This window comes from Synergistota bacterium, from assembly GCA_025060595.1.
Taxonomy (GTDB): domain Bacteria; phylum Synergistota; class GBS-1; order GBS-1; family GBS-1; genus 42-11.
Genome location: JANXBX010000016.1, coordinates 1 through 19,982 on the forward strand (window position 1 = coordinate 1; position 19,982 = coordinate 19,982).

Sequence of the window (19,982 nt, forward strand, 5' to 3'; positions counted from 1 at the left end):
AGAAGCTCATCTGGAAGAAGTTAAAGCACGTTTTAATGTGGGTATGACTACAAAAAGCGAGCTCTTAAGAGCAGAAACGGCTTTAGCCAATGCTGAACTTGATATCATAAGGGCAGAAAACATTCTAAGAACCGCAGAGCTTAATTTGAAGTTTGCAATTGGTCTTGATAGAGATGAGGAGATAGAGATTAAAGAAGAATTAGTTTTTTCATCTTTGAGAGGAGAACTTAAAAGCTATATTGAGGAGGCTTTTTCAAAAAGGCCTGAACTTTTAAGTATGTCACATGCTATAGAAGCTTTAAGAGCTAATGAAAAAATAGCTTTGGCTAATTATAGCCCTCAAGTTTATTTCTCAGGTAATTACCAGTGGAGCGGTGATACTTTTCCACCTAAAAGTGATAGTTGGAGTGTGGCTCTTATTCTTAGTGTTAATCTTTTCGATGGTGGAGAAACGAAAGGTAAGGTTAATGAGATTAGGGCTAATATAAGTAAATTTCTGGCTGCTTTCGAAAATATTAAAAAGTCTATAGCTCTTCAGGTTGAATCTGCCTATCTTTCTGTTAAAGAGGCAGAGAAGAGGATAAAGGTGGCTGAGGCGTATGTTGATAAGGCTTTTGAAGATTTTAAAATGGCTGAGGAAGAGTATAAGGCTGGTGTTGGAACAACTTTAAACGTTCTTGATGCTCAAACTTCTTGGAAGCAAATGAAAAATAATTATATTCAAGCTCTTTATGATGCCAATGTAGCTGTTGCTAAATTGATTCTAGCGATAGGGAGGGATAGATTTTGAATAAGCTGCTTAGAATTATGTGTTTATTGGTTTTCCTACTGTATTTTACTTTAATTGGTTATACTCAAGAGCTACCCACTGTTAAAATTGTTGAGGTTAAAAATATGGAGTTTAAAAGGGTTTTTAACTTTACAGCTGACGCTGTTGCGTTAAAAGTAGTTGATATATACTCTCGAGTTCAAAACAGGATACTTAAAAAGCTTTATGTAGATGTAGGAGATAGAGTTAAGGATGGTCAGGTTTTAGCTTTACTAGATGATGAATATGCAAAAGTGACTTACCAAGGAGCTTTAGCAGGTGTTAAACAAGCTGAAGCTTCTGTGGAGCAAGCGCGTGTAGTTGCAGATAATGCTAAGGATAACTATCTTAGGCTCAAAGAGCTCTATGAGAAGAAAATAGTGTCTAAGCAAGCCTTTGATAACGCTAAAGCTCAATATGAGCAGGCTCTCGCTAGCCTAAAATTAGCTCAAGAAAAGCTTAAGTATGCTAAGGCTTCATTATCTGAAGCGGAGCTTCTTCTCAGTTATCATAAGATAGTTTCTCCTACTGATGGGGTTATTATAAAGAAGTTTATGGATGAGGGTACGATGATAATAGGCTCAACCCCAATTCTAAGGATAATCCAGGATAATCCTGTAAAAGTTCAAGGAGTTTTGCCACAGGAGGCCTTATCTTATATAAGAATTGGAGATGAGATAGAAGTTTATAGTGATGTTTATCCTGGTAAGGTTTTTAAAGGGAGATTGAAAGTGATATCTCCTGTTATAGACTCATCTACGAGAACTTTTTCAGTAGAAGCGTGGATTGATAATTCAGAGTACCTTCTGAAAGTTGGAATGTTTTTAAGAGCTAAACTCGTTGCTGGAAGTAGGAGGGTGTTAGCGGTTCCCTTAGAGTGTGTGACTTCTTTAAATCAGGTTTTTGTTTATTCCGATGGTGCGGTCTTCGAAAGAAGGATAGTCTTGGGAGAAGCACAGGATAGGTATGTAGAAGTCATTTCTGGGTTGAAAGAGAGAGAAAAAGTAGTTTTTCAACCTACTGCATGGCTTAAGAATGGTATGAGAGTAAAGGTGGTGGAGTGAAGAATGCTTAAACTTGTGAGGTTTTCAGTCAATAGGCCTGTTACTGTTTTAATGATCTTTTTTGGCGTTTTGGTTTTAGGAATATTTTCTCTTATTCATCTTAGAATAGATCTTTTGCCAGAAATAGAGCAGCCGGTAATAAATGTGATGACTACATGGTCTGGAGCAAGCGCAGCGGATGTAGAATCTGAGATTACTAAGGTAATGGAGGATTATCTGTCTACTATTTCAGGATTGGATGAGCTGCAATCACGCTCGCTGGATGGGATATCAATAGTAACGTGTATTTTTAAATGGGGTAGAGATTTATCGGATGCAACTAATGATATAAGAGATCAAATCGAAAGAGTGAAGAGATTTTTACCAGAGGATGCCGATGATCCAAGAATTTTGAAGTTCTCTACGACTATGTCTCCCGTCTTGATTTTAGTTTTCACTGCGAGTGAAAATTATTATCAGCTCTATCGTATAGTTGATAAATATGTTAGGGATGCGGTGGAAAGAGTACCCGGTGTTGGGACTACATCAGTTATGGGTGGTTTAGAGCGTCAAATAAACGTTATTTTAGATCTTGTGAAACTTGAAGCTTATAATATATCGCTTTCTCAAGTTAAAAATGCTTTAAGGATGAGTAATGTTACTATACCCGCTGGAACAATTGAAGTTGGGGTTAGGGAGTTTAATTTAAGAATTCCTGGAAAATACAATAGCATTGATGAAATTGCCAATACTGTGGTTGGTGCGTATGGTGGAAGACCCATTTATCTTAAAGATATTGCGAAAGTTGAGGATGGTTTTGCTGATGAAAATGTCAAATCTTTTGGAAATGGAAAGAGATCTGTTATTCTCGTAGTTAGGAAGCAAACCGATGCAAATACTGTGGAAGTTGCTAATGGAGTTAAGAGTAAACTGCCTTATATTAAGACTCTTCTTCCTAAAGATGCAGATGTTTACATAGCTATAGATTCATCAGAGTTTATAGTTCTTGCGATTAAAAGTCTTGTCATTACCTTGCTCCAAGGTTTGGGATTAGTTATGTTAATAACCCTTCTTTTCCTAAGAAGGTTTGGAGCAACTCTTACTATAGGTCTTTCTATACCTTTTTCTCTTATAATAACCTTTATTCTTATGTTTGGGGGTAAGTATACTATAAATCTTATTTCCCTTTCCTCTCTTGCTATAGCTTCTGGTATGGTAGTAGATAACTCTATAGTTGTTCTCGAAAATATTACACGTTATATGGAACGAGGAGTGAAACCTTTTGTAGCTGCAACTGTTGGGACTGCAGAGGTGGGAGCTGCTGTTTTAGCTTCTACTTTAACTACTCTTGCTGTTTTTGTTCCTTTGATGTTTATAACCGGATTTTCTGGAGTTATGTTTAAACAGCTTGCTTTCGTCATGTCGGCTGCAGTTGGGGCATCATTATTTATAGCTCTTACGCTTATACCTTCTGTAGCGGCAAGGAGATTAAAATCGGAGATTAAGAAAGGAATCTTTTACAAATTTGGTGAGAGAGCTTTGGTTGCTCTTGAGAGGTTTTATAAAGTTTTATTAAGTCTAGCATTAAGGGTGAGATGGTTTGTTGTGGCAATGGCTGTTTTAGGTTTGGTGTTCACAGGGTTTTTATTTAAACATATTGGGTTAGAGTTTGTTTCAAGTGCCGATATGGGAGAAGTACGCGTGACTTTTTATTTACCTGAAGGGACAAGTATAAAAGCTGCAGAGGATTATATGATGAAAGTAGTTAAGTTTATAGAAGAAAGAATTCCTGAGAAAGTAAGCTATTATAGTCGCTGTGGATCTGGAGGTCAGGGGGTGCTTTTTGGTTCTAGAGCTGGATCAAATGTAGTTGAAGTGGGAGTGAAGCTTGTATCTAAGACCAAGAGGAATAGGAGTGATAGAGAGATAGCAAGAGTAATAAGAGGATATTTAAGGAGTTTACCTGGTATAGAAAGTATAAGTGTTAGAACTTCTACTTTTTTAACTTCTATGCTTTCTGGGGTTCGAGGTGGTAGTTCTCTTCAGATTGATATTGCTGGGGATGATTTAGATGTTTTAAGAAACGTAGCTAATCAGGTTAAACAAATAGTCGAGACTGTAAAAGGTGTGGTTGATGTCTCAATATCTCAAGGAGAGCCTCGTCCGGAGCTTTGGATAGAGGTTGATAGGGAAAAGGCCTCTTTATTAGGTGTAAACATGAGTCTGCTTGGAGATACTATAAGGACTTACTTTGAAGGGACATCTCCAACAAGTTATAGTGAAGGTGGAGAGGAGTACGATATAGTTCTTCGGCTTAGAGAGGACCAAAGGAATAACCTAGAGTTACTATCTCAATTACCTATATTGACATCTACTGGTAATTTAATAAAACTTGGAAGCATTGCGAAGGTAGAAAGAAGATTGGGTCCCATGGAAATAACAAGGAAGGAGAGAATGAGGGTTTTTACTATTGATGCGAGTGTTATTGACAAAGCTATAAGCGAAGTTGAAAGAGAGATTAAAGAGAAGCTATCTAAAGAGGAACTTCCTACAGGTGTGAATATATTCTTTAGAGGTGAGATAAAACAGATGAAAGAAACCTATGCAGATTTGCTAAAAGTGCTGGCTCTTGGTATCATGCTTGTATACATGGTTATGGCATCTCAGTTTGAAGCGTTTCTTGACCCTTTAGTTATAATGTTTTCCGTTCCTTTTGCTTTTACTGGTGTAGCTTTGGGACTTTATATGTTTAAACAACCTTTAAGTACCCACGCTTTTTTAGGGATAATAATGCTTGTAGGTATAGTAGTTAATAATGCAATAGTACTTGTAGATTATACTAATCTTATGAGAGCAAGAGGATATCGATTATTTGAGGCTGTCTTAGAAACCGGTGTTAGAAGACTTAGACCTGTGCTTATGACAACTTTGACCACTGTAGGAGGTATGATTCCAATGCTCGTTTCGAGAGGAGAGGGGGCGGAAATATGGAAACCCTTGGCGGCAGTTATAATAGCTGGATTAAGTTTTTCTACTCTGGTTACATTGATATTGATACCGGTGGTTTATACTATTGTTGAACAGTATCTTAGAAGAAAGAAGAGGTTTGTCGAAAGTGGAGAGGCGGAGATTTTGGAAAGAGCTATGGGGGAAACTGAGGAGATTCTACCTCGTTCACTTTAGGATATCTTATGTTCGAAAATGGCTAGAAAGGAAAAGAGGTAAATGCCTTCAATGTGGTAGATGTTGTAAATTTGCTATAAGATGTCCTCATCTTACATTAGATAATAAGTGTGATATTTACAATCTTAAGCGTCCCAAGCAATGTATTTATTTTCCTATAGATGAAAGAGATCTTGCAGATGTAGACTTTAACTGTGGATACTATTTCGTAGATGATTAGTGTGTTATCATGCTTATACCCATCAGTATAAGCACTATTCCTGAAATTATTCTGATTGGTTTTAAGTATTGGGTTATTTTGCCAAAGATGTCAAAAGCCTTATGTATAGTTATCCCTGTTATGAGCAGGGGAATGCAGAATCCCATACCATAGGTCAAAAGAAGACTCGCTCCAAGAAAAGGGTTTTCGGTTGATGTAGCATAAAGTAGAATAGTTGTAAGTGTTGGTCCTATGCAGGGAGACCATCCTAATCCGAAAGAAAATCCCAAAAGGAAAGAGCCTATTAAAGGTAGATTTTTTCTTTTGGTTTTAAAATTGCTTTTAAATCCTAAAGATATTATATATTTGTCTAATATGAACTGGATGCCTAAAATTATTGCTAAACCTCCTCCTACAAGTCTTATAAACTCTTTATGTTTTATAACTAGTTTTCCAAGACCTCCGGCACTGTATCCTAATATTATAAATATCAGGGAAAGACCGATTAAAAAGGAAAAGATCTCTATTGCAATAAGGGGTATTTTCTTTTTGTTCCCAATATCATTTAAACTTAATCCTGCTATAAAAGCTATATATGAGGGGATTAACGGAAAAATACAGGGTGTGAAGAAAGTTATTAACCCTGCTATAAAAGCTAAAGAAAAACTTACACTTTCCAAATTTTATCACTCCTTTAGCGTTTAAGTATAGTGGAGGTGAAAAAAATGAAAACGAGTATTTTGGTTTTGACAGCTTTAGTGTTGGTTTTTACTTTTGGATTGAATAATACTTTTGCTCTCGAAGGAATAAAATTACCCTCCCTTTTTAATCCTGAAGAGAGCTTTTCTTTATTTGATCTTAAAGGAAAGGTGCTTCTTTTAAACTTTTGGACTATAGGTTGTCCTTATTGTAAAATGGTGTTACCAATATTAGATAAGATACAAGCTATCTTTCCTAACGATATAAGGGTGATTTCAATTTTGTACGCTCGGGGTAAGGATATAGATGAAGCTAAGAGGTGGATTCACGAAAAAGGTATAAATAAAATTTTATTCCTCTTAGATGAAAAGGGAATAGCTTTTAAAGAGTTTGATATTGTTGGAATTCCGCATACTATATTTTTTGATTGTGACGGGAATAAAGTAACAGAGCTTCGCGGAGCTTTTTCTGAAGAATTCATACTTTCCGTAGTCCGAAAAATCTTAGGTAAGTGAAATCCTTTGCATGTATGAATTCGATAAGTGGGAACTTGAACTGCTTTCTATAGCTTAATGCTGTAAGTCTATCATCTTCGGAGTCCCCTATATATATAGCGTAGTTAACTTTTAGTTCTTGAACTAGTTTGAATAGTCCGCGAGGATCAGGTTTCTTGTATTCTTCAGAAGTTATTATATGGCTTTTAGGTAACTTAAGATCAAGCTGAAACAGTGCATTTTGAGCTTCTTTCCATGTTCTACCAGTATATATTCCTATAAGGAATTTTCTCTTAACTTCAGATATATCAAAAATCGGTTTTTCTCTCTTCCAGAAACCTTCTTTTTCCCAGAAAAAGGGCTTAAAACCGTAAAAGTTTTCGCATTTTTCTCCACCATATATTTCCATGCAGATTCTTTTTATCAGCTCTTTTCTGTTTTCTTCGATGAAAATCCCTGTCTTTTTTTCTAAGTCTTTAAGTCCGTTCGGAGATAAAGAATCTAAAACCTCTCTTGGATCTTTGCTTTTACCTAGCATATACTTTTGTAGTAAAATAATAGCAATAGATACTTCCCAATCATCATTAAAGCCAGGAAGCGATTTGAGCTTTTCTATTAACTCAAGGTTGCCTTTAAAAGGCGGGAGGGCCTTTTCATAGGCCTCCCACCATATGTCGGAGGCTTTTATAGCTGTTGCGTGGAAAGAGCAACTAACGTCAAGTAAGGTCCCATCTATGTCAAATATCAGAGCTTCCGGTAGATATTTCCTCTTTTGTTTCCCCAGTTTTCTTAAGTCTGTCAATTACGAGTGTATACCCTCCTGCTCCGTATTCAAGCGCTCTTTTAACTCTGCTTATGGTTGCAGAGCTTGCGCCTGTTTTTTCAGCAACCTTTGCATAAGTATACCCTTCAGCAAGAAGTTTTGCAACCTCAAATCTTTGAGCTAAAGCTTTTATTTCGGCTATAGTGGCTATATCCTCTAAGAAAGCATAGCATTCTTCTATTGTTTTAAGGCAGAGGAATGCTTTACAAAGCTGATCGGTAGATTCACTCCGCCACTTTTCCCAGTTTCCCTTCAGGATCTTTTTCTTGCGTCCTCTTCCTTCTCTTCTCGAGTTCCTCCCAGACCTCATCTAATTTCACCTCCTTGAAAGCTAAAGCTACAAGTAAATGATACAATAAATCTGCACTTTCTGCAATAAGCTCTTTTTTGTTTTTATTTTTAAAGGCTAAAATTACTTCTACAGATTCTTCTCCAATTTTCCGAATGATGGCATCTTCTCCTTCTTTAACTAAGGAGGCTGTATAGGATCCCTCTGGTAAGTCTTTAATTCTATTTTCTATTATTTTGTACAGCTCATCAAGTATAGTTGATGAGAAAAGTTTTTCAGGTTGGCAGATACTTCTATAGAAACAGGAATAGTTGCCTGTATGGCAGGCAACTCCCTTTTGCTCTACTTCTATAAGTAAAGCATCTTCATCGCAATCATACTTTATACTTATTACTTTCTGAAGATTTCCAGAGCTTTCTCCTTTTTTCCATATACTCTTTCTGGATCTACTCCAATAGTGAACATAGCCCGTTTCTAAGGTTTTTTCAAAGGCATCTTTATTCATATAAGCTAACATTAAAACTTCTTTTGTTTTATAATCTTGGGTGATTACTGGTATTAATCCATTTTCGTCAAACTTGAGATTCATTAAATATTCCCTCCTTTCTTAATACATTTTATCATCTATTTATTCTATTTCAAGTTATAGGGGGTGAAAGGCTATGAAGCTATCCATAGGTATAGATATTGGCGGAACTTTTATAAAAGGTGGTGTTATTACTGAAGGAGGAGAAGTTGTTGATTTTTTAAAAATTAAAACACCGGATAGTAGAATGGTTAAGGATGTGATTGGAGTTGTTAAGTCTATTATTAATAATCTTATAGCTAAATATGAAGTAAGCTCTATAGGTGTAGCTTCACCAGGTTCTGTTTCAAAAGATGGTTTTGTATTGTTTTCACCTAATTTCCCCAGTTGGCGGGACATTCCTCTGAAACAACTTATAGAAAAGGAAATAGGGTTTTCTATTATATTAGACAACGATGCTAACGCTTATGCTTTTGGAGAATATGAAATTGGATGTGCTAAAAATGTAAATGATTTTATTCTTTTAACGCTTGGAACAGGTGTAGGAGGGGCTATTTTCTCTGGTGGTAAGCTTATTAAAGGATATATGGGAATAGGAGGGGAGCTTGGACATATAGTTGTGGGGGATGAGGGACCGGTTTGTGGTTGCGGAAATATAGGATGTTTGGAGACTTACTCTTCCTTGAGTGGCATATTTAAGCTTCTTAAGGAGGAGGGCTTTGAGGAAGAATATTGGGACTCCCTTAGTTTGCTCAGACTTTATAGGGAAGGAGAACCTATAGCTAAAAGAATTATTAGCAAATTTATTAATTATTTAATTAAAGCCATTATAAGCTATGTTCATATATTCAATCCTCAGCTTATAATTCTTGGAGGAGGACTATCAAGAGATTATAGAGAGATTTTAAGAGATTTAACCAAGAAAGTTAATGAACGTGTTATGCCTAGTTTTAGGGATACATTTAGTATAGTTTTTTCTTCACTATCTGATGAAGCTGGCATGATCGGTATAGCTCTTATGGCTTTAAAGGCGAATAGCAATTCCTTTTTCCTTTAGGTAAAATTTTAGTTCTCCTATTCGTATCTTTCCATAATGAAATAATGTAGCTGCTAAAGCGGCACTTGCCTTGGCTTTTAAGAAAACTTCGAAGAAGTCCTCTATTTTACCAGCTCCTCCAGAGGCTATAACTGGTATATTAACATTTTCAACTATAGCTTTTGTTAATTCTACATCATATCCATCTTCGGTTCCGTCTTTATCCATGCTTGTGAGCAATATTTCTCCAGCTCCTAAGTTTTCAACGGTTTTTGCCCATTCAATAGCATCTATTCCTGTTGCTTGTGTCCCGCTCTTTATAAAAACTTCCCATGAACTCTTAGTTTTATTTGTCTTTTTAGCATCTATTGCTACGACTATACATTGCCTGCCAAAGAGAGTGGATGATTCTCTTATTATTTCTGGGTTTAAGACTGCTGCTGTGTTTATAGATACCTTATCTGCTCCAGCTAAAAGTGCATTTCTTATATCATTTATGTCTCTAATTCCTCCTCCAACAGTTAGTGGAATGAAAAGCACTTCTGAAACCCTTTCAATAACTCTTAACATTGTATCTCGATTTTCTAGAGAAGCTGTTATATCAAGAAAAACAAGTTCGTCTGCTCCTTCCGAGTTGTAAACTTTAGCTAGTTCTACAGGGTCACCCGCATCTCTAAGGTTGATGAAGTTTATTCCTTTAACTACCCTCCCTTCCTTTACATCTAAACAGGGTATTATTCTTTTAGCTAACATTTTTTATCACCTCTAGAGGTATCGTTCCTTCATAAAAGGCTCTTCCTATAATAACTCCGTGAGCTCCTACCCTTTTAGCTGTTTCTATATCTTCTATGGAGGATATCCCACCAGCGAATATTATCTTTGAATTTTTGTTCTTAGTAAAGTTTTCCAAAGAAGGGGTATCTAAACCTTTCAGAGTCCCATCTCTATGCGTAAAAGTTATAATAAAATTTTCAAAACCATCGCTTAAGGCGTATTCTAGGAATTCGTATCCTTTTATGTTTGTTCTTTTTTGCCATCCTTGGACTTTTAGAAAACCCTCTTCGTCAATATCTATGGCTATTATTATTCTACTTTTTTCAATTTTTAAACTCTCCTTACATTCAAAGAACAAGGTGCTTATTATAGCGAAGTCCATACCCAATGATAAAATTTCCCTAAGTGTATTAATGTTTCTTATGCCTCCTCCTATTTCTATTTCTAAACCTGTCTTTTCCTTAATAGCCAAAGCTATGTGCAAATTTAGAGGTCTCCCTTCTTTAGCACCATCTAAATCTACTATATGAAGTCTTTTCGCCCCTGCTTCTTTAAATTTCAAAGCCATTTGTATAGGATCTTTTCTAAATAGTTCTCTTTCAAACAAACCTTGGTATAATCTTACACACATTCCATCTTTTAAGTCTATTGCTGGTATTATTAACATGATCTTTTTAGCCCCTCTAGTGAAAAATTAAGAAGCTTTAATCCTATTTCTCCCGATTTTTCTGGATGAAACTGAAAGCCTAAGAGGTTTTCCTCACCAATTATGGAAGGGAAGTTTATACCATAATGGGTTTCTCCTATAATTATTTTCTCTTCTTCTGGAACAGCATAGTAGGAATGAGCAAAGTAAAAGTATTGAGGAAATTGGAAATGTTCTAAAAAACTCTTTCCTTTTAAGTTAACTACGTTCCATCCCATATGAGGTATTGGAAGATCTTTTTCAGGGAGTTTCTTTATACTCCCTCTTAGAAGTTTAAGTCCTTCGTGAAAGCCTTCTTCTTCGCTTCTTTCAAATAGAAGTTGCATTCCTAAGCAAATTCCAAGAAGAGGGTTTCCCTTTTTTATCCAACTTTCGATTTTCTCTATCCAGCTAAATTTTATAAGATTTCTCATAGCGCTACCAAATGCTCCTACTCCTGGAAGTATCAATAATGATATTTCCCTTAATTCTGGCTCTATTAAAACTCTGAAAGGCTTTTCTAAGATTCTAATAGCATTTACAAGACTCTTTAAGTTACCAGCTCCATAATCTATTATCCCTATCAAATTACATCACTCCCTTAGTTGAGGGAATACCAGATTCTTCTTTTAAAGCCATTTTTAGAGCCTGTCCTACTCCTTTAAAGATGGCTTCAATTACGTGGTGCGCATTTCTACCTTTTCTTTTTATTATATGGAGGGTTATAAAAGCGTTGTGGGTAAAAGCTCGCCAAAACTCCTCTATAACTGAAACATCTAAGTTTCCCACTTGTTTTTCATTCAAATTCACGTCAAAAACAAAAAAGCACCTTTCTGCTAAATCTAAAGCCACTTCTACTAGAGCATCATCCATTGGCATTAGAAAGAAGCCAAAACGTTTTATGTTTTCTCTTTTTCCCAAGCTCTCTTTAAATGCTTTTCCTAAAACTATGCCTATATCTTCAACTATGTGGTGGTTATCTACATTAATATCTCCTTGAGCTTTTACTTCTAAATTAAAGTTGCCATGTAAAGCAAAAGTTTCAATCATATGGTTTAGAAATCCTATAGGTGTATCTATTAATGCTTTCCCTTGTCCCCTTATCTCTAACTTTACCTGAATTTTAGTTTCTCTTGTAACTCTCTCAGTAATAACCAGATTTTTTCTACCTCCTCTCTTTTACCTATGCTTATTCTTATATAGTTACCGTTTATATCAGGTTTCCTTATTTCTACATTTCTTTCTCTTAAAAAACTTATTACATCTAAACTTTCATCTAGAACCTTACATAAGATGAAATTTGTTTCTGATGGGTAAACTTTAAGAAAAGAGAGACTTTTTAATTTTTCTATTAGCCAGGCCCTGTTATTAAGGATCTCCTTTACTTTTTCTTTAACCCAATCGTCTTTTTCTAGCATCAAAAGTGCTGTTTTTTCTGAGAAAAGGCTTAGGTTAAATGGCAGGCGAACTTCGTTTATAAAATTTATGTTTTTCTTGGTAGATATTGCGTATCCTATTCTTGCTCCTGCTAAACCAAAGGCTTTAGAGAAGGTTCTGATTATGATAACATTTTCTCTTTCTATTGCTAATCTGAGGAAAGTTTTGCCGGAAAACTCATAATAGGCCTCGTCTATTATTGTAATTCCAGGATTTTTGTTAATAATACTTTCTATTTCTTCGGGAGGCCAGCAATTTGCAGTAGGATTATTAGGATATCCTAAAAAGGTTATAGCTCCGTCTTTTACAGCCGTTTCCATATAATTTAATGGAAGATTCCAGTTTTCATCTAATGGAATCTTTATAATACTTATTCCTAAAGTATCTGCTATTTTCTCATACATTGTAAATGTGGGATAGGGTATAACTAAGGGAAAGTTCTTTCTGTAAAAGGCAATCAATATATAGAGTATAAGTTCATCTGAGCCGTTGCCTACTATAATATTTTCCGGTTCAACGTTTAGTTTCTTAGCTAATGACTTCCTTAGGTCCCTTTGATCTGGGTCAGGATACCTGTTTATTTCTATATTTTTAAAAGTTTCTAAGAAATCTTCTTTGAACTCCTCAAGCGGATTAAAAGGGTTTTCGTTCAGGTTAGCCCTTAGTGGCCTGTCCATTTTGGTTTCTCCTTTTTAAACATGCTTTCTTTTCTAATCTTTATCGAAAGAGCATGTCCGTACAATCCTTCTGTTTCAGCTAAAATTGTGGTTGCTTCGGAAAGCTCCTTAAAGCCGTTTTCCGATATGGATAGAAAATTTATGGTTTTCATAAAGTCTTTAACACTTAAAGCGGAGAAAAACTTTGCTGTTCCTGAGGTGGGTAAAATATGATTGGGACCTCCTATATAATCGCCTATAACTTCAGAAGAGTAAGAGCCTAGAAATACAGTACCTGCATTCTTAATCTTGGGTAGAACTAAGAATGGTTCTCTTGTTTGTATTTCTAAATGTTCTGGTGCTATAAGGTTTACAAGTTCTGCTCCCTCTTCAATGTTATTTACTATGATGATCGCTCCGTAGTTTTCAAGAGATTCTCTTATTACTTCATTGCTAGGAAGGTCCTGTGCAAGGTGATATACGATGGAATGGACTCTTTCAGCAAGAGTGTTTGATGTTGTTATAAGAATGGCTGAGGACAAAGGATCATGTTCTGCCTGAGATATCAAGTCTGCGGCTACCCATGATGGATTTGCATTTTCATCAGCTAGTATGCAAATCTCGCTTGGTCCAGCAAGGGAATCTATTCCAATTTCTCCTAGTAAGAGTTTTTTAGCCATAGTGACATAGATATTACCTGGACCAACTACTTTGTTTACTTTAGGTATTGTTTCTGTTCCAAAGGCCATCGATGCTATAGCTATTGCTCCCCCAACCTTATAGATTTCATTTATACCTAACTCCTTAGCAGAGAATAGTATAGCTGGATTAACCTCGCCACTGTAAGAGGGTGGTGTACAAACTATTATTCTTTCTGCTCCTGCTATTTTTGCTGGTACAGCTGCCATTATAAGGGAAGAGGGGTATGAGGCTCTTCCTCCAGGCACATAAATTCCTATACTTTCTATTGGTACCATCTTTTGTCCCATTATGTTTCCGTTGTCTTCTTCCATTAACCAAGATTGTGGTTTCTGTTTTTCATGAAATTTCCATATCCTTTCGATTGATTTTCTAATAGCGTTTTTGGTTTCTTGGGACAGTAATTTTTCAGATTCAATAATTTCTCTCACACTTACTTTGATTTCGCTTTCTTTTAGCTCAACCCCTTGGAATCTTTTTACATCTTCTATTATTGCTTTGTCTCCTAACGCTTTAAGCCTTTGAATTGCTTCCTTAACTTTTGTTTCTATGTCTTCTCGTGTATGTGATCTTTCTGCTAGCATTTTTTCTAAGATGCTTTTTGCCTCTTCAGATCCTCTTATTATTTTCATTATTATCACCTCTTTCCAATATAGAGGCTATTTCAAGGATTTCCTCCGTTCTATTTTTATAGCAAACAGGATTAACAATGAGCCTTGCACTTACCTGAGCTACACTTTTTATGATTATAAGATCATTTTCTTTAAGGGTTCTTCCTGTTTCTTTAAGGTCTAAAATAACATCTACCAGGTTTATAAGGGGGGCTATTTCAACCGATCCATAGAGTTTTATTATGTCCATTTGGATTCCTTGGTAGTTTAGAAAATCTTCAGCTATTTTAGGATATTTTGTTCCTAGTTTTTTACCCCACAATATTTCTTTTTCGAAGGAAAATCCTTTTGTCCTTGGTGATGCAATCACAAGTTCGCATTTTCCAATACCTAGATCAGCTATTTCATAAACTTCTTCATTTCTTTCCCATATAACATCATTGCCGGCTATTCCTAAATCTGCTGCTCTTTTGGAGACGTAAAGAGGAATGTCAAATGGCTTGGCTAAAATAAGCTTAAGGCCGTTTCTTTCGATTACAAGTTTTCTACTTTTAGATAGATCTTCGTACGAATCTTCTATGATTCCTTTTTTGTTAAGTAAATCAACTATTTCTTTTAATAGTCTTCCCGTTGGTAAGGCTATTGATAAGTTCCTCTTCATCTATTTCTTGTCCCTCCATTTTTAAAAGAAGCTTTGGATTTTTTATCTTTACGAATCTATCTTCATTAGCCTGTGGAGGAAGAAGTAGTGTCTTAAATCCCTTTTCTCTTGCCTTTTTGACTAATTTTAGCGCTTTCTTTAAGTCTCTATCTGTATCAGTTACCTTTATTATTAAATCAATATCCATTTCTTTTCTATAGGAAGGAAGGTTTTTAAAGGAAAAGGCAAAACCGGTAGCAGGGATATTAAAGAGCTTATCATACCTTCCTCCTCCACCAAATATTTTTCCTTCCTTGGGGTTGCTTAATTCGAAGATTATTCCATTATAATAGTTCAGAGCTCTTATCATTCCTAGATCTATGGTAATATCTTCAAACTCTATGTTATCTAAAATTTTCCAAATTTCATTAAGGGCTTCTTCTATTAGTGACGAATTGAATGGGATCTTTACATCTTTTAGGGTTCTTTTTTTACATCTTATAAGTGGAAGCTTAAAAAGAAAATTCTTTTGCCCTTCCGGTATTTCCATGAAAGTGATTATTTCTCGATAAAGTACAAAGTTTTTGGAAGCAAGCGTTTCCTTAATAAGTTCTTTGTAATCTTCACTAACCGGAACAGAATCCAAAATCCCTTGAATTAGCTTTATATGGTTTAAGTCTACTATTGGGTTTTCTATACCTATTACTTTCATAGATTCTATTGCTAAGCTTAAAACCTCGATGTCAGCACATATTGATGGATCCCCAAATATTTCTACACCTATCTGAGGGAACTCAATAGGGTCTTCTCTCAGAAAGATCATTCCTCTATAGTAAAGTTTTAGAGGACGAGGTTCTCCGGCTAAATGGGTCATAGCAATCCTACCCACAGGTTTGGTTAGTTCTGGCCTCAGAGCAAGTATTTCGCCATCTCTATCTATTATTTTGTAGACCTTTTTCTTATAATCTTTCCCAAGCCCTTCAGTCAAAAACTCGTAATATTCAAAACTTGGGGGAATAACTTCCATATATCCCCAAAGCTCAAAAAGGGATGATAGAGTTGCTTCTATTTCTCTTAATGTTTTTGTTTCGTTTGGTAAATAATCCTTACAGCCTCTCGGTTTTATTAGATCCATTTGTTTCTCTATCGATTTACTTTAATAAAGTATTATAACTAGCATTTATAATTTAGCATACTTTGCTTTTGCTGTCAAGAAGTCAATAACTCCTCGTTGAATGTATATAAAGCTTTCATAAGTGGTAAAGAGTTTGGGTTTCTTATATGCTAGACTAGGTTTTTCTTTGAAAGCAGTTTTTCTTGAAAATCATACACCGTATATTTTCAAATAGAGAAATAATGTTTTGAATAGAGAAAAACAGATTTTAAAAGGAAGGAATAAATAGGATAAAAAACATTATCTTTATGAGCTTAAATTTTTTAATAATTAAGCTTGAGGTTGTTTCATGTCTTTGTTTATAATTCACTAGTAGGTGTTTCCAAGTTTTTAAGTGGAGGAGGGAGGGAAATGCGGAGAGCTTGGCTAAGTTTGGTGAGCGCGGGTATTATCTTAGTATTTGTCCTTGCTTCGTTTCCTGTTGAGGCAAAGATTACTTGGAAGCTCGGGCACTTGACAAACGAGCAGCATATTTGGCACCGTACAGCATTGAAGTTTGCTGAGCTTGTTAAAGCCAAGACTGGAGGAGAAATCGAAATAACTATTTATCCTAATGAACAACTTGGTAAGGAAATAGAAGTTTTAAATATGATTCAAGCTGGGACTGCGGAACTTACAATTTCTGGTGAGTCCATGCAGAATTGGGCTCCAAAAGCTGCATTGATTGCTGCTCCCTATGCTTTTAGGAGCATAGATCATATGATTAAGGCTATCACAGGAGATATAGGAAAGGAAATTGCTAACGAGATCGGAGAAAAGGTTAAGGTTATACCTCTTATATATCATATAAGGTCTCCTAGAAATCTTACTTCTAACAAACCTGTGAGTAAACCTGAAGATGTAAAGGGGTTGAGATTGCGTTTGCCTAATGTTCCACTTTTTGTTGAAGCTTGGAAAGCTGTGGGGGCTATTCCAGTAGTTATGGCGTTTAGCGAGGTTTTCACAGCTCTTCAGCAGGGAGTTATAGATGCCCAAGAGAATCCTTATGATCTTATATATAATGCGAGTTTCTATGAAGTCCAGAAATACGTTAACGAAACTGAGCATGTTATAGGTTGGGTCTGGACTGTTCTCGGAAAGAAGCAATTTGAGTCTCTTTCTAAAGAGTTACAGAAGGCGGTACTTGAAGCTGCTCAAGAGGCTCAGGTTTATGCTAACGATCTGTTCTATAAGGAGATACCTCCTATTAAACAAAAGCTTATAGAAAAAGGTATGACCATTAATTCTAATGTAGATAAAGCGGCATTCCAGAAGATTATGTCTCAAGCAGTCGAGAGGGTTTTAAAGCCTGAACAAGCTGATCTTTATAAAAGAATACAAGCACTTCAGTAATAGCTTGGTAGCTATACCTTTAGAAATAATTTAGAGGTCTCGGTAGGGTGTGCCGAGACCTCTAATTGTTATGGGTGATGGTTTATGAGAAAGGATGTAGATTTATTAGAAAAAGTGTTAGAATATGGGATGTTTGTATCTTTTGGGGTTCTCATAATAATAGTAACTTTAAGTGTAGTTACAAGATTTTTGCTACCCTTTATTGTACTTTCATGGGCGGAGGAGGCTTCAAGGTTCTTTTTTGTTTATACTGTTGCTTTTGGGGCTCCCTGTGCCTTTAAGAGAAATGAATTTGCCGTGGTTGATTTTTTGTTTAGGAGGTTATCTAGTGGGGTGCAAAAAAAACTTTCTTTGATATTTGATGCTACTACAGCTTTTCTTTTCTTGATAGTTTTCTTATATAGCTTACAGTTTGCAAAACTTGGAATCGCTCAATATTCTCCAACTATGGGTATTCCTATGATATTTGCTTATTCAAGTATGGTTTTAACTTCATTGTTTATAACTTTCTATAGTTCTTTGAAGTTTTTTAAAGCAGTGTTGAAGGGAGGAAGTTTACAATGATGGCATTGCTTTTATTTCTATCTTTCGTTTCTCTTTTGATAATAGGGGTTCCTGTAGCATTTTCTCTTGGCATATCCTCGCTAATCTATATAGTTATAAAGGGGATTCCTCTTAATATAATTCCTCAAAAAATGTATTCAGGAATAGATTCGTTTGTTCTCTTATGTATTCCAGCTTTTGTTTTAGCAGGGAACTTAATGAATACCGTGGGCATTACTCAGCGAATTATAAATTTATCTAATGCTCTTGTTGGGTTTATAAGAGGAGGTTTAGCTTTAGCTAATGTAGCTGCTTCTATGATATTTGCAGGGATTTCTGGAACAGCCCTTGCTGATACTGCGAGTATAGGAGCTATTTTGATTCCTGCTATGAAGAAAGAGGGGTATGATGCAGATTTCTCAGCAGCAGTGACAGCATCTTCTTCTACTGTTGGTCCTATAATTCCTCCTAGTGTTCCTATGATTATCGTGGGGACGCTTACCGGTCTTTCCGTTAGTAGGCTTTTTTTAGCTGGTGCTATTCCTGGAATTATATTAGGTTTTTCTTTGATGGGTATTACTTATTACATATCTATTAAGAAAAACTATCCTAAGGAAGAAAACTTTTCTCTCAAGAGAGTTGTAAAAGCTTTCTATGAGGCTTCATGGGCTGTAGGGATGATAATTATTATACTGGGGGGAATTTTAGGTGGAGTTTTCACTCCTACTGAAGCCTCGGTTATAGCTGTAGTTTATGCGGTTATAGTTGGGGCTCTGGTTTATAAAGAACTTAGGTTTAAGGATTTACCAAAGATTACTGTAGAATCTATAAGAATGACTACCTCTATAATGCTTCTTGTTGGGTTTGCGCGTTTATTTGCCTGGATTATAACCACAGAGCGTATTCCACAGATGGTTGCTGATTGGATATTAAATATTTCAACTAATCCTTTAGTTGTTATTCTATTGATAAATGCGGTTTTGCTTTTCGTAGGATGTTTTATGGAAACTATAGCTGCTCTTGTCATATTCGTTCCTGTATTGATGCCGGTGGCCATGAAAGTTGGCATGGATCCTATTCATTTTTCGGTTATGGTAGTTTTAAATCTGGTTATTGGTCTATGTACTCCTCCTTTTGGTGTTTGCTTATTTGTAGCTGCAAGTATTGCAAGAATTTCACTTGGTGAGCTTGTGAGAGCGATAGCACCCTTTCTTCTGGTTCTTATAGGTGTTTTAATGTTGGTTAGCTATTTCCCTTCCCTTAGTTTAATATTACCGAATTTGGTTTATGGGGTAAGATAAAGATGAAAAGTATTGTAGTCTTAAGACCAGGATCCCTTACTATAGAGGATAGGTATATCCCTAGAATTGAAAGAGAGGACGAAGTCTTAATTAAAGTGAAATCTGCTGGTATTTGTGGTTCTGATTTACACATATACCATGGAAGATCTCCGGTTGCTACTTATCCACGGGTTATAGGACATGAGGTAGTGGGGGAAGTTGTAGAAAAGGGTAAATCCGTTACTAAAGTTAAAGAAGGTGATAGTGTAGTTGTAGAACCTATATTTTATTGTGGGGAATGTTATGCTTGCCGTATGAGGAGGCCTAACGTGTGTGAGAGACTGGAAGTTTTTGGTGTTCACAGGGATGGTGGTTTTCAGGAGTATATAGTTCTTCCAGAACGAAATGTTTATGTTTTTTCAAGGGAGCTTGATTGGAATGAGGCTGTTCTTATAGAGCCTTTTACTATTGCTGCTGAGGTTAAGGGTAGAGGTATGATTAGAAAAGGGGACAATGTCTTTATAATTGGCGCTGGCCCTATAGGATTATGTTTATTGCAATATCTTAAGCTATTTGATGTTAATTGTGGTATATGCGATTTGATCAAAACGCGTTTAAAGTTGGCTGAAGATATAGGAGCCGATTTTGTGATAGATTCCAAGCATTATGAAATAGAAGAGGTTCTAAAATATTTTTCTAAGGGGGCTAATGTAGTTATAGATGCTGTTGGTTTGCCGGAAACTTTTGAAAAAGCGGTTAAGATAGCTTCTCCTGCTGGAAGGGTCATAGTTTTGGGATTCGATAATAGACCTTCTATGATTTCTCAAGTTTCTATAACCTTAAAAGGGCTTACTATTTTGGGTTCAAGACTTCAAGCGTATAAATTTTCTAAAGTAATAGAATTATTTAATAGTGGGAGGTTAAGGCCTAAAAGGCTAATAACTCATGTTTTCTCTTTCAAGGAGGTCTTAGAAGCTTTTAACCTTATTGAGAATTATCCTGAGAAAGTTTGTAAAGTGGTTCTTAACTTCTAAATTTTTAGTTATAATGT

The 19,982-nt window shown here is 35.8% G+C and carries 22 protein-coding genes; 10 read left to right on the forward strand and 12 right to left on the reverse strand.

The annotated features are described in order from the left end of the window. From NZ900_09050 to NZ900_09065, 4 genes are all read left to right on the forward strand, one after another. A partial coding sequence (locus tag NZ900_09050) for a TolC family protein (protein ID MCS7234228.1) occupies positions 1 to 790 on the forward strand: 790 nt, incomplete at its 5' end. Further along, the gene (locus tag NZ900_09055) at positions 787 to 1,872 is read left to right on the forward strand and encodes an efflux RND transporter periplasmic adaptor subunit (protein ID MCS7234229.1); all 1,086 of its coding nucleotides are present in this window, start codon (positions 787 to 789) and stop codon (positions 1,870 to 1,872) included. The genes NZ900_09050 and NZ900_09055, both read left to right, overlap by 4 nt. 3 nt (positions 1,873 to 1,875) lie before the next feature. Next, positions 1,876 to 5,034, forward strand: a complete 3,159-nt coding sequence (locus tag NZ900_09060) for an efflux RND transporter permease subunit (GenBank protein MCS7234230.1) — start codon at positions 1,876 to 1,878, stop codon at positions 5,032 to 5,034. Then, positions 4,967 to 5,254: a hypothetical protein gene (locus NZ900_09065; protein ID MCS7234231.1), complete on the forward strand. Its 288-nt coding sequence runs from the start codon at positions 4,967 to 4,969 to the stop codon at positions 5,252 to 5,254. The genes NZ900_09060 and NZ900_09065 overlap by 68 nt, the downstream gene beginning before the upstream one ends. Here the strand turns inward: NZ900_09065 and NZ900_09070 are convergent. Further along, entirely contained in the window at positions 5,251 to 5,913 is a 663-nt protein-coding gene (locus NZ900_09070) for a cytochrome c biogenesis protein CcdA (GenBank protein MCS7234232.1), read from the reverse strand. The two genes, NZ900_09065 and NZ900_09070, sit on opposite strands and share 4 nt — an antisense overlap. Before the next feature lie 45 nt (positions 5,914 to 5,958). Here NZ900_09070 and NZ900_09075 point away from each other — a divergent pair, with 45 nt between their 5' ends. Continuing rightward, the gene (locus tag NZ900_09075; protein ID MCS7234233.1) at positions 5,959 to 6,447 is read left to right on the forward strand and encodes a TlpA family protein disulfide reductase; all 489 of its coding nucleotides are present in this window, start codon (positions 5,959 to 5,961) and stop codon (positions 6,445 to 6,447) included. On the opposite strand, the gene NZ900_09080 is transcribed toward NZ900_09075, so the two are convergent. From NZ900_09080 to hisIE, 3 genes are read right to left on the reverse strand one after another with little or no spacing between them, the layout of a single operon-like run. Beyond that, positions 6,410 to 7,228 carry an HAD family hydrolase gene (locus NZ900_09080; protein ID MCS7234234.1) on the reverse strand — a complete coding sequence of 273 codons (819 nt, stop codon included), beginning with the start codon at positions 7,226 to 7,228 and terminating at the stop codon, positions 6,410 to 6,412. The two genes, NZ900_09075 and NZ900_09080, sit on opposite strands and share 38 nt — an antisense overlap. After that, on the reverse strand, positions 7,164 to 7,505 hold the full coding sequence (locus NZ900_09085; protein ID MCS7234235.1) for a YerC/YecD family TrpR-related protein: 342 nt from the start codon (positions 7,503 to 7,505) through the stop codon (positions 7,164 to 7,166). The genes NZ900_09080 and NZ900_09085 overlap by 65 nt, the downstream gene beginning before the upstream one ends. Beyond that, positions 7,474 to 8,127: a bifunctional phosphoribosyl-AMP cyclohydrolase/phosphoribosyl-ATP diphosphatase HisIE gene (gene hisIE / locus NZ900_09090; protein MCS7234236.1), complete on the reverse strand. Its 654-nt coding sequence runs from the start codon at positions 8,125 to 8,127 to the stop codon at positions 7,474 to 7,476. Before hisIE ends, NZ900_09085 begins: the two co-directional genes overlap by 32 nt. A 73-nt stretch (positions 8,128 to 8,200) precedes the next feature. Between hisIE and NZ900_09095 the strand changes: the two genes are divergently transcribed. Continuing rightward, positions 8,201 to 9,121, forward strand: coding sequence for an ROK family protein (locus NZ900_09095; GenBank protein ID MCS7234237.1), 921 nt, complete (start codon positions 8,201 to 8,203; stop codon positions 9,119 to 9,121). Here NZ900_09095 and hisF read toward each other — a convergent pair. The 8 genes from hisF to NZ900_09135 are packed head-to-tail and all read right to left on the reverse strand — an operon-like array spanning position 9,089 to position 15,737. Then, on the reverse strand, positions 9,089 to 9,853 hold the full coding sequence (gene hisF / locus NZ900_09100) for an imidazole glycerol phosphate synthase subunit HisF (protein ID MCS7234238.1): 765 nt from the start codon (positions 9,851 to 9,853) through the stop codon (positions 9,089 to 9,091). The genes NZ900_09095 and hisF overlap by 33 nt on opposite strands. Next, positions 9,843 to 10,541, reverse strand: coding sequence for a 1-(5-phosphoribosyl)-5-[(5-phosphoribosylamino)methylideneamino] imidazole-4-carboxamide isomerase (locus NZ900_09105; protein ID MCS7234239.1), 699 nt, complete (start codon positions 10,539 to 10,541; stop codon positions 9,843 to 9,845). The genes hisF and NZ900_09105 overlap by 11 nt, the downstream gene beginning before the upstream one ends. After that, positions 10,535 to 11,146 carry an imidazole glycerol phosphate synthase subunit HisH gene (hisH, locus tag NZ900_09110; protein MCS7234240.1) on the reverse strand — a complete coding sequence of 204 codons (612 nt, stop codon included), beginning with the start codon at positions 11,144 to 11,146 and terminating at the stop codon, positions 10,535 to 10,537. Before hisH ends, NZ900_09105 begins: the two co-directional genes overlap by 7 nt. Before the next feature lies 1 nt (position 11,147). Further along, positions 11,148 to 11,717 carry an imidazoleglycerol-phosphate dehydratase HisB gene (hisB, locus tag NZ900_09115; GenBank protein MCS7234241.1) on the reverse strand — a complete coding sequence of 190 codons (570 nt, stop codon included), beginning with the start codon at positions 11,715 to 11,717 and terminating at the stop codon, positions 11,148 to 11,150. Beyond that, positions 11,672 to 12,673: a histidinol-phosphate transaminase gene (gene hisC / locus NZ900_09120; GenBank protein MCS7234242.1), complete on the reverse strand. Its 1,002-nt coding sequence runs from the start codon at positions 12,671 to 12,673 to the stop codon at positions 11,672 to 11,674. The genes hisB and hisC overlap by 46 nt, the downstream gene beginning before the upstream one ends. Next, positions 12,658 to 13,983 (reverse strand): histidinol dehydrogenase, encoded by a 1,326-nt coding sequence (hisD, locus tag NZ900_09125; GenBank protein MCS7234243.1) that lies wholly within the window; start codon positions 13,981 to 13,983, stop codon positions 12,658 to 12,660. The genes hisC and hisD overlap by 16 nt, the downstream gene beginning before the upstream one ends. Continuing rightward, entirely contained in the window at positions 13,961 to 14,623 is a 663-nt protein-coding gene (hisG, locus tag NZ900_09130; protein MCS7234244.1) for an ATP phosphoribosyltransferase, read from the reverse strand. Before hisG ends, hisD begins: the two co-directional genes overlap by 23 nt. Next, positions 14,565 to 15,737, reverse strand: a complete 1,173-nt coding sequence (locus NZ900_09135; protein ID MCS7234245.1) for an ATP phosphoribosyltransferase regulatory subunit — start codon at positions 15,735 to 15,737, stop codon at positions 14,565 to 14,567. Before NZ900_09135 ends, hisG begins: the two co-directional genes overlap by 59 nt. Before the next feature lie 390 nt (positions 15,738 to 16,127). Here NZ900_09135 and NZ900_09140 point away from each other — a divergent pair, with 390 nt between their 5' ends. The 4 genes from NZ900_09140 (at position 16,128) to NZ900_09155 (ending at position 19,965) form a co-directional block, all read left to right on the forward strand. Beyond that, entirely contained in the window at positions 16,128 to 17,108 is a 981-nt protein-coding gene (locus NZ900_09140; protein MCS7234246.1) for a TRAP transporter substrate-binding protein, read from the forward strand. An 84-nt stretch (positions 17,109 to 17,192) separates the two neighbouring features. Further along, on the forward strand, positions 17,193 to 17,672 hold the full coding sequence (locus tag NZ900_09145; GenBank protein MCS7234247.1) for a TRAP transporter small permease subunit: 480 nt from the start codon (positions 17,193 to 17,195) through the stop codon (positions 17,670 to 17,672). Further along, a complete protein-coding gene (locus NZ900_09150; GenBank protein ID MCS7234248.1) occupies positions 17,669 to 18,952 on the forward strand; it encodes a TRAP transporter large permease in 1,284 nt (427 codons plus the stop codon). The genes NZ900_09145 and NZ900_09150 overlap by 4 nt, the downstream gene beginning before the upstream one ends. 2 nt (positions 18,953 to 18,954) lie before the next feature. After that, positions 18,955 to 19,965: a zinc-binding alcohol dehydrogenase family protein gene (locus NZ900_09155; GenBank protein ID MCS7234249.1), complete on the forward strand. Its 1,011-nt coding sequence runs from the start codon at positions 18,955 to 18,957 to the stop codon at positions 19,963 to 19,965. Positions 19,966 to 19,982: the final 17 nt, after the last annotated feature.

Excerpts from the sequence above, each read along its gene's own strand:
- NZ900_09060 (MCS7234230.1), top strand. The coding sequence starts at position 1,876 with ATGCTTAAACTTGTGAGGTTTTCAGTCAATAGGCCTGTTACTGTTTTA.
- NZ900_09075 (MCS7234233.1), top strand. The coding sequence starts at position 5,959 with ATGAAAACGAGTATTTTGGTTTTGACAGCTTTAGTGTTGGTTTTTACT.
- hisIE (MCS7234236.1), bottom strand. The coding sequence starts at position 8,127 with ATGAATCTCAAGTTTGACGAAAATGGATTAATACCAGTAATCACCCAA.
- NZ900_09095 (MCS7234237.1), top strand. The coding sequence starts at position 8,201 with ATGAAGCTATCCATAGGTATAGATATTGGCGGAACTTTTATAAAAGGT.
- hisF (MCS7234238.1), bottom strand. The coding sequence starts at position 9,853 with ATGTTAGCTAAAAGAATAATACCCTGTTTAGATGTAAAGGAAGGGAGG.
- NZ900_09105 (MCS7234239.1), bottom strand. The coding sequence starts at position 10,541 with ATGTTAATAATACCAGCAATAGACTTAAAAGATGGAATGTGTGTAAGA.
- hisC (MCS7234242.1), bottom strand. The coding sequence starts at position 12,673 with ATGGACAGGCCACTAAGGGCTAACCTGAACGAAAACCCTTTTAATCCG.
- hisD (MCS7234243.1), bottom strand. The coding sequence starts at position 13,983 with ATGAAAATAATAAGAGGATCTGAAGAGGCAAAAAGCATCTTAGAAAAA.
- hisG (MCS7234244.1), bottom strand. The coding sequence starts at position 14,623 with ATGAAGAGGAACTTATCAATAGCCTTACCAACGGGAAGACTATTAAAA.
- NZ900_09135 (MCS7234245.1), bottom strand. The coding sequence starts at position 15,737 with ATGGATCTAATAAAACCGAGAGGCTGTAAGGATTATTTACCAAACGAA.
- NZ900_09140 (MCS7234246.1), top strand. The coding sequence starts at position 16,128 with ATGCGGAGAGCTTGGCTAAGTTTGGTGAGCGCGGGTATTATCTTAGTA.
- NZ900_09145 (MCS7234247.1), top strand. The coding sequence starts at position 17,193 with ATGAGAAAGGATGTAGATTTATTAGAAAAAGTGTTAGAATATGGGATG.
- NZ900_09150 (MCS7234248.1), top strand. The coding sequence starts at position 17,669 with ATGATGGCATTGCTTTTATTTCTATCTTTCGTTTCTCTTTTGATAATA.
- NZ900_09155 (MCS7234249.1), top strand. The coding sequence starts at position 18,955 with ATGAAAAGTATTGTAGTCTTAAGACCAGGATCCCTTACTATAGAGGAT.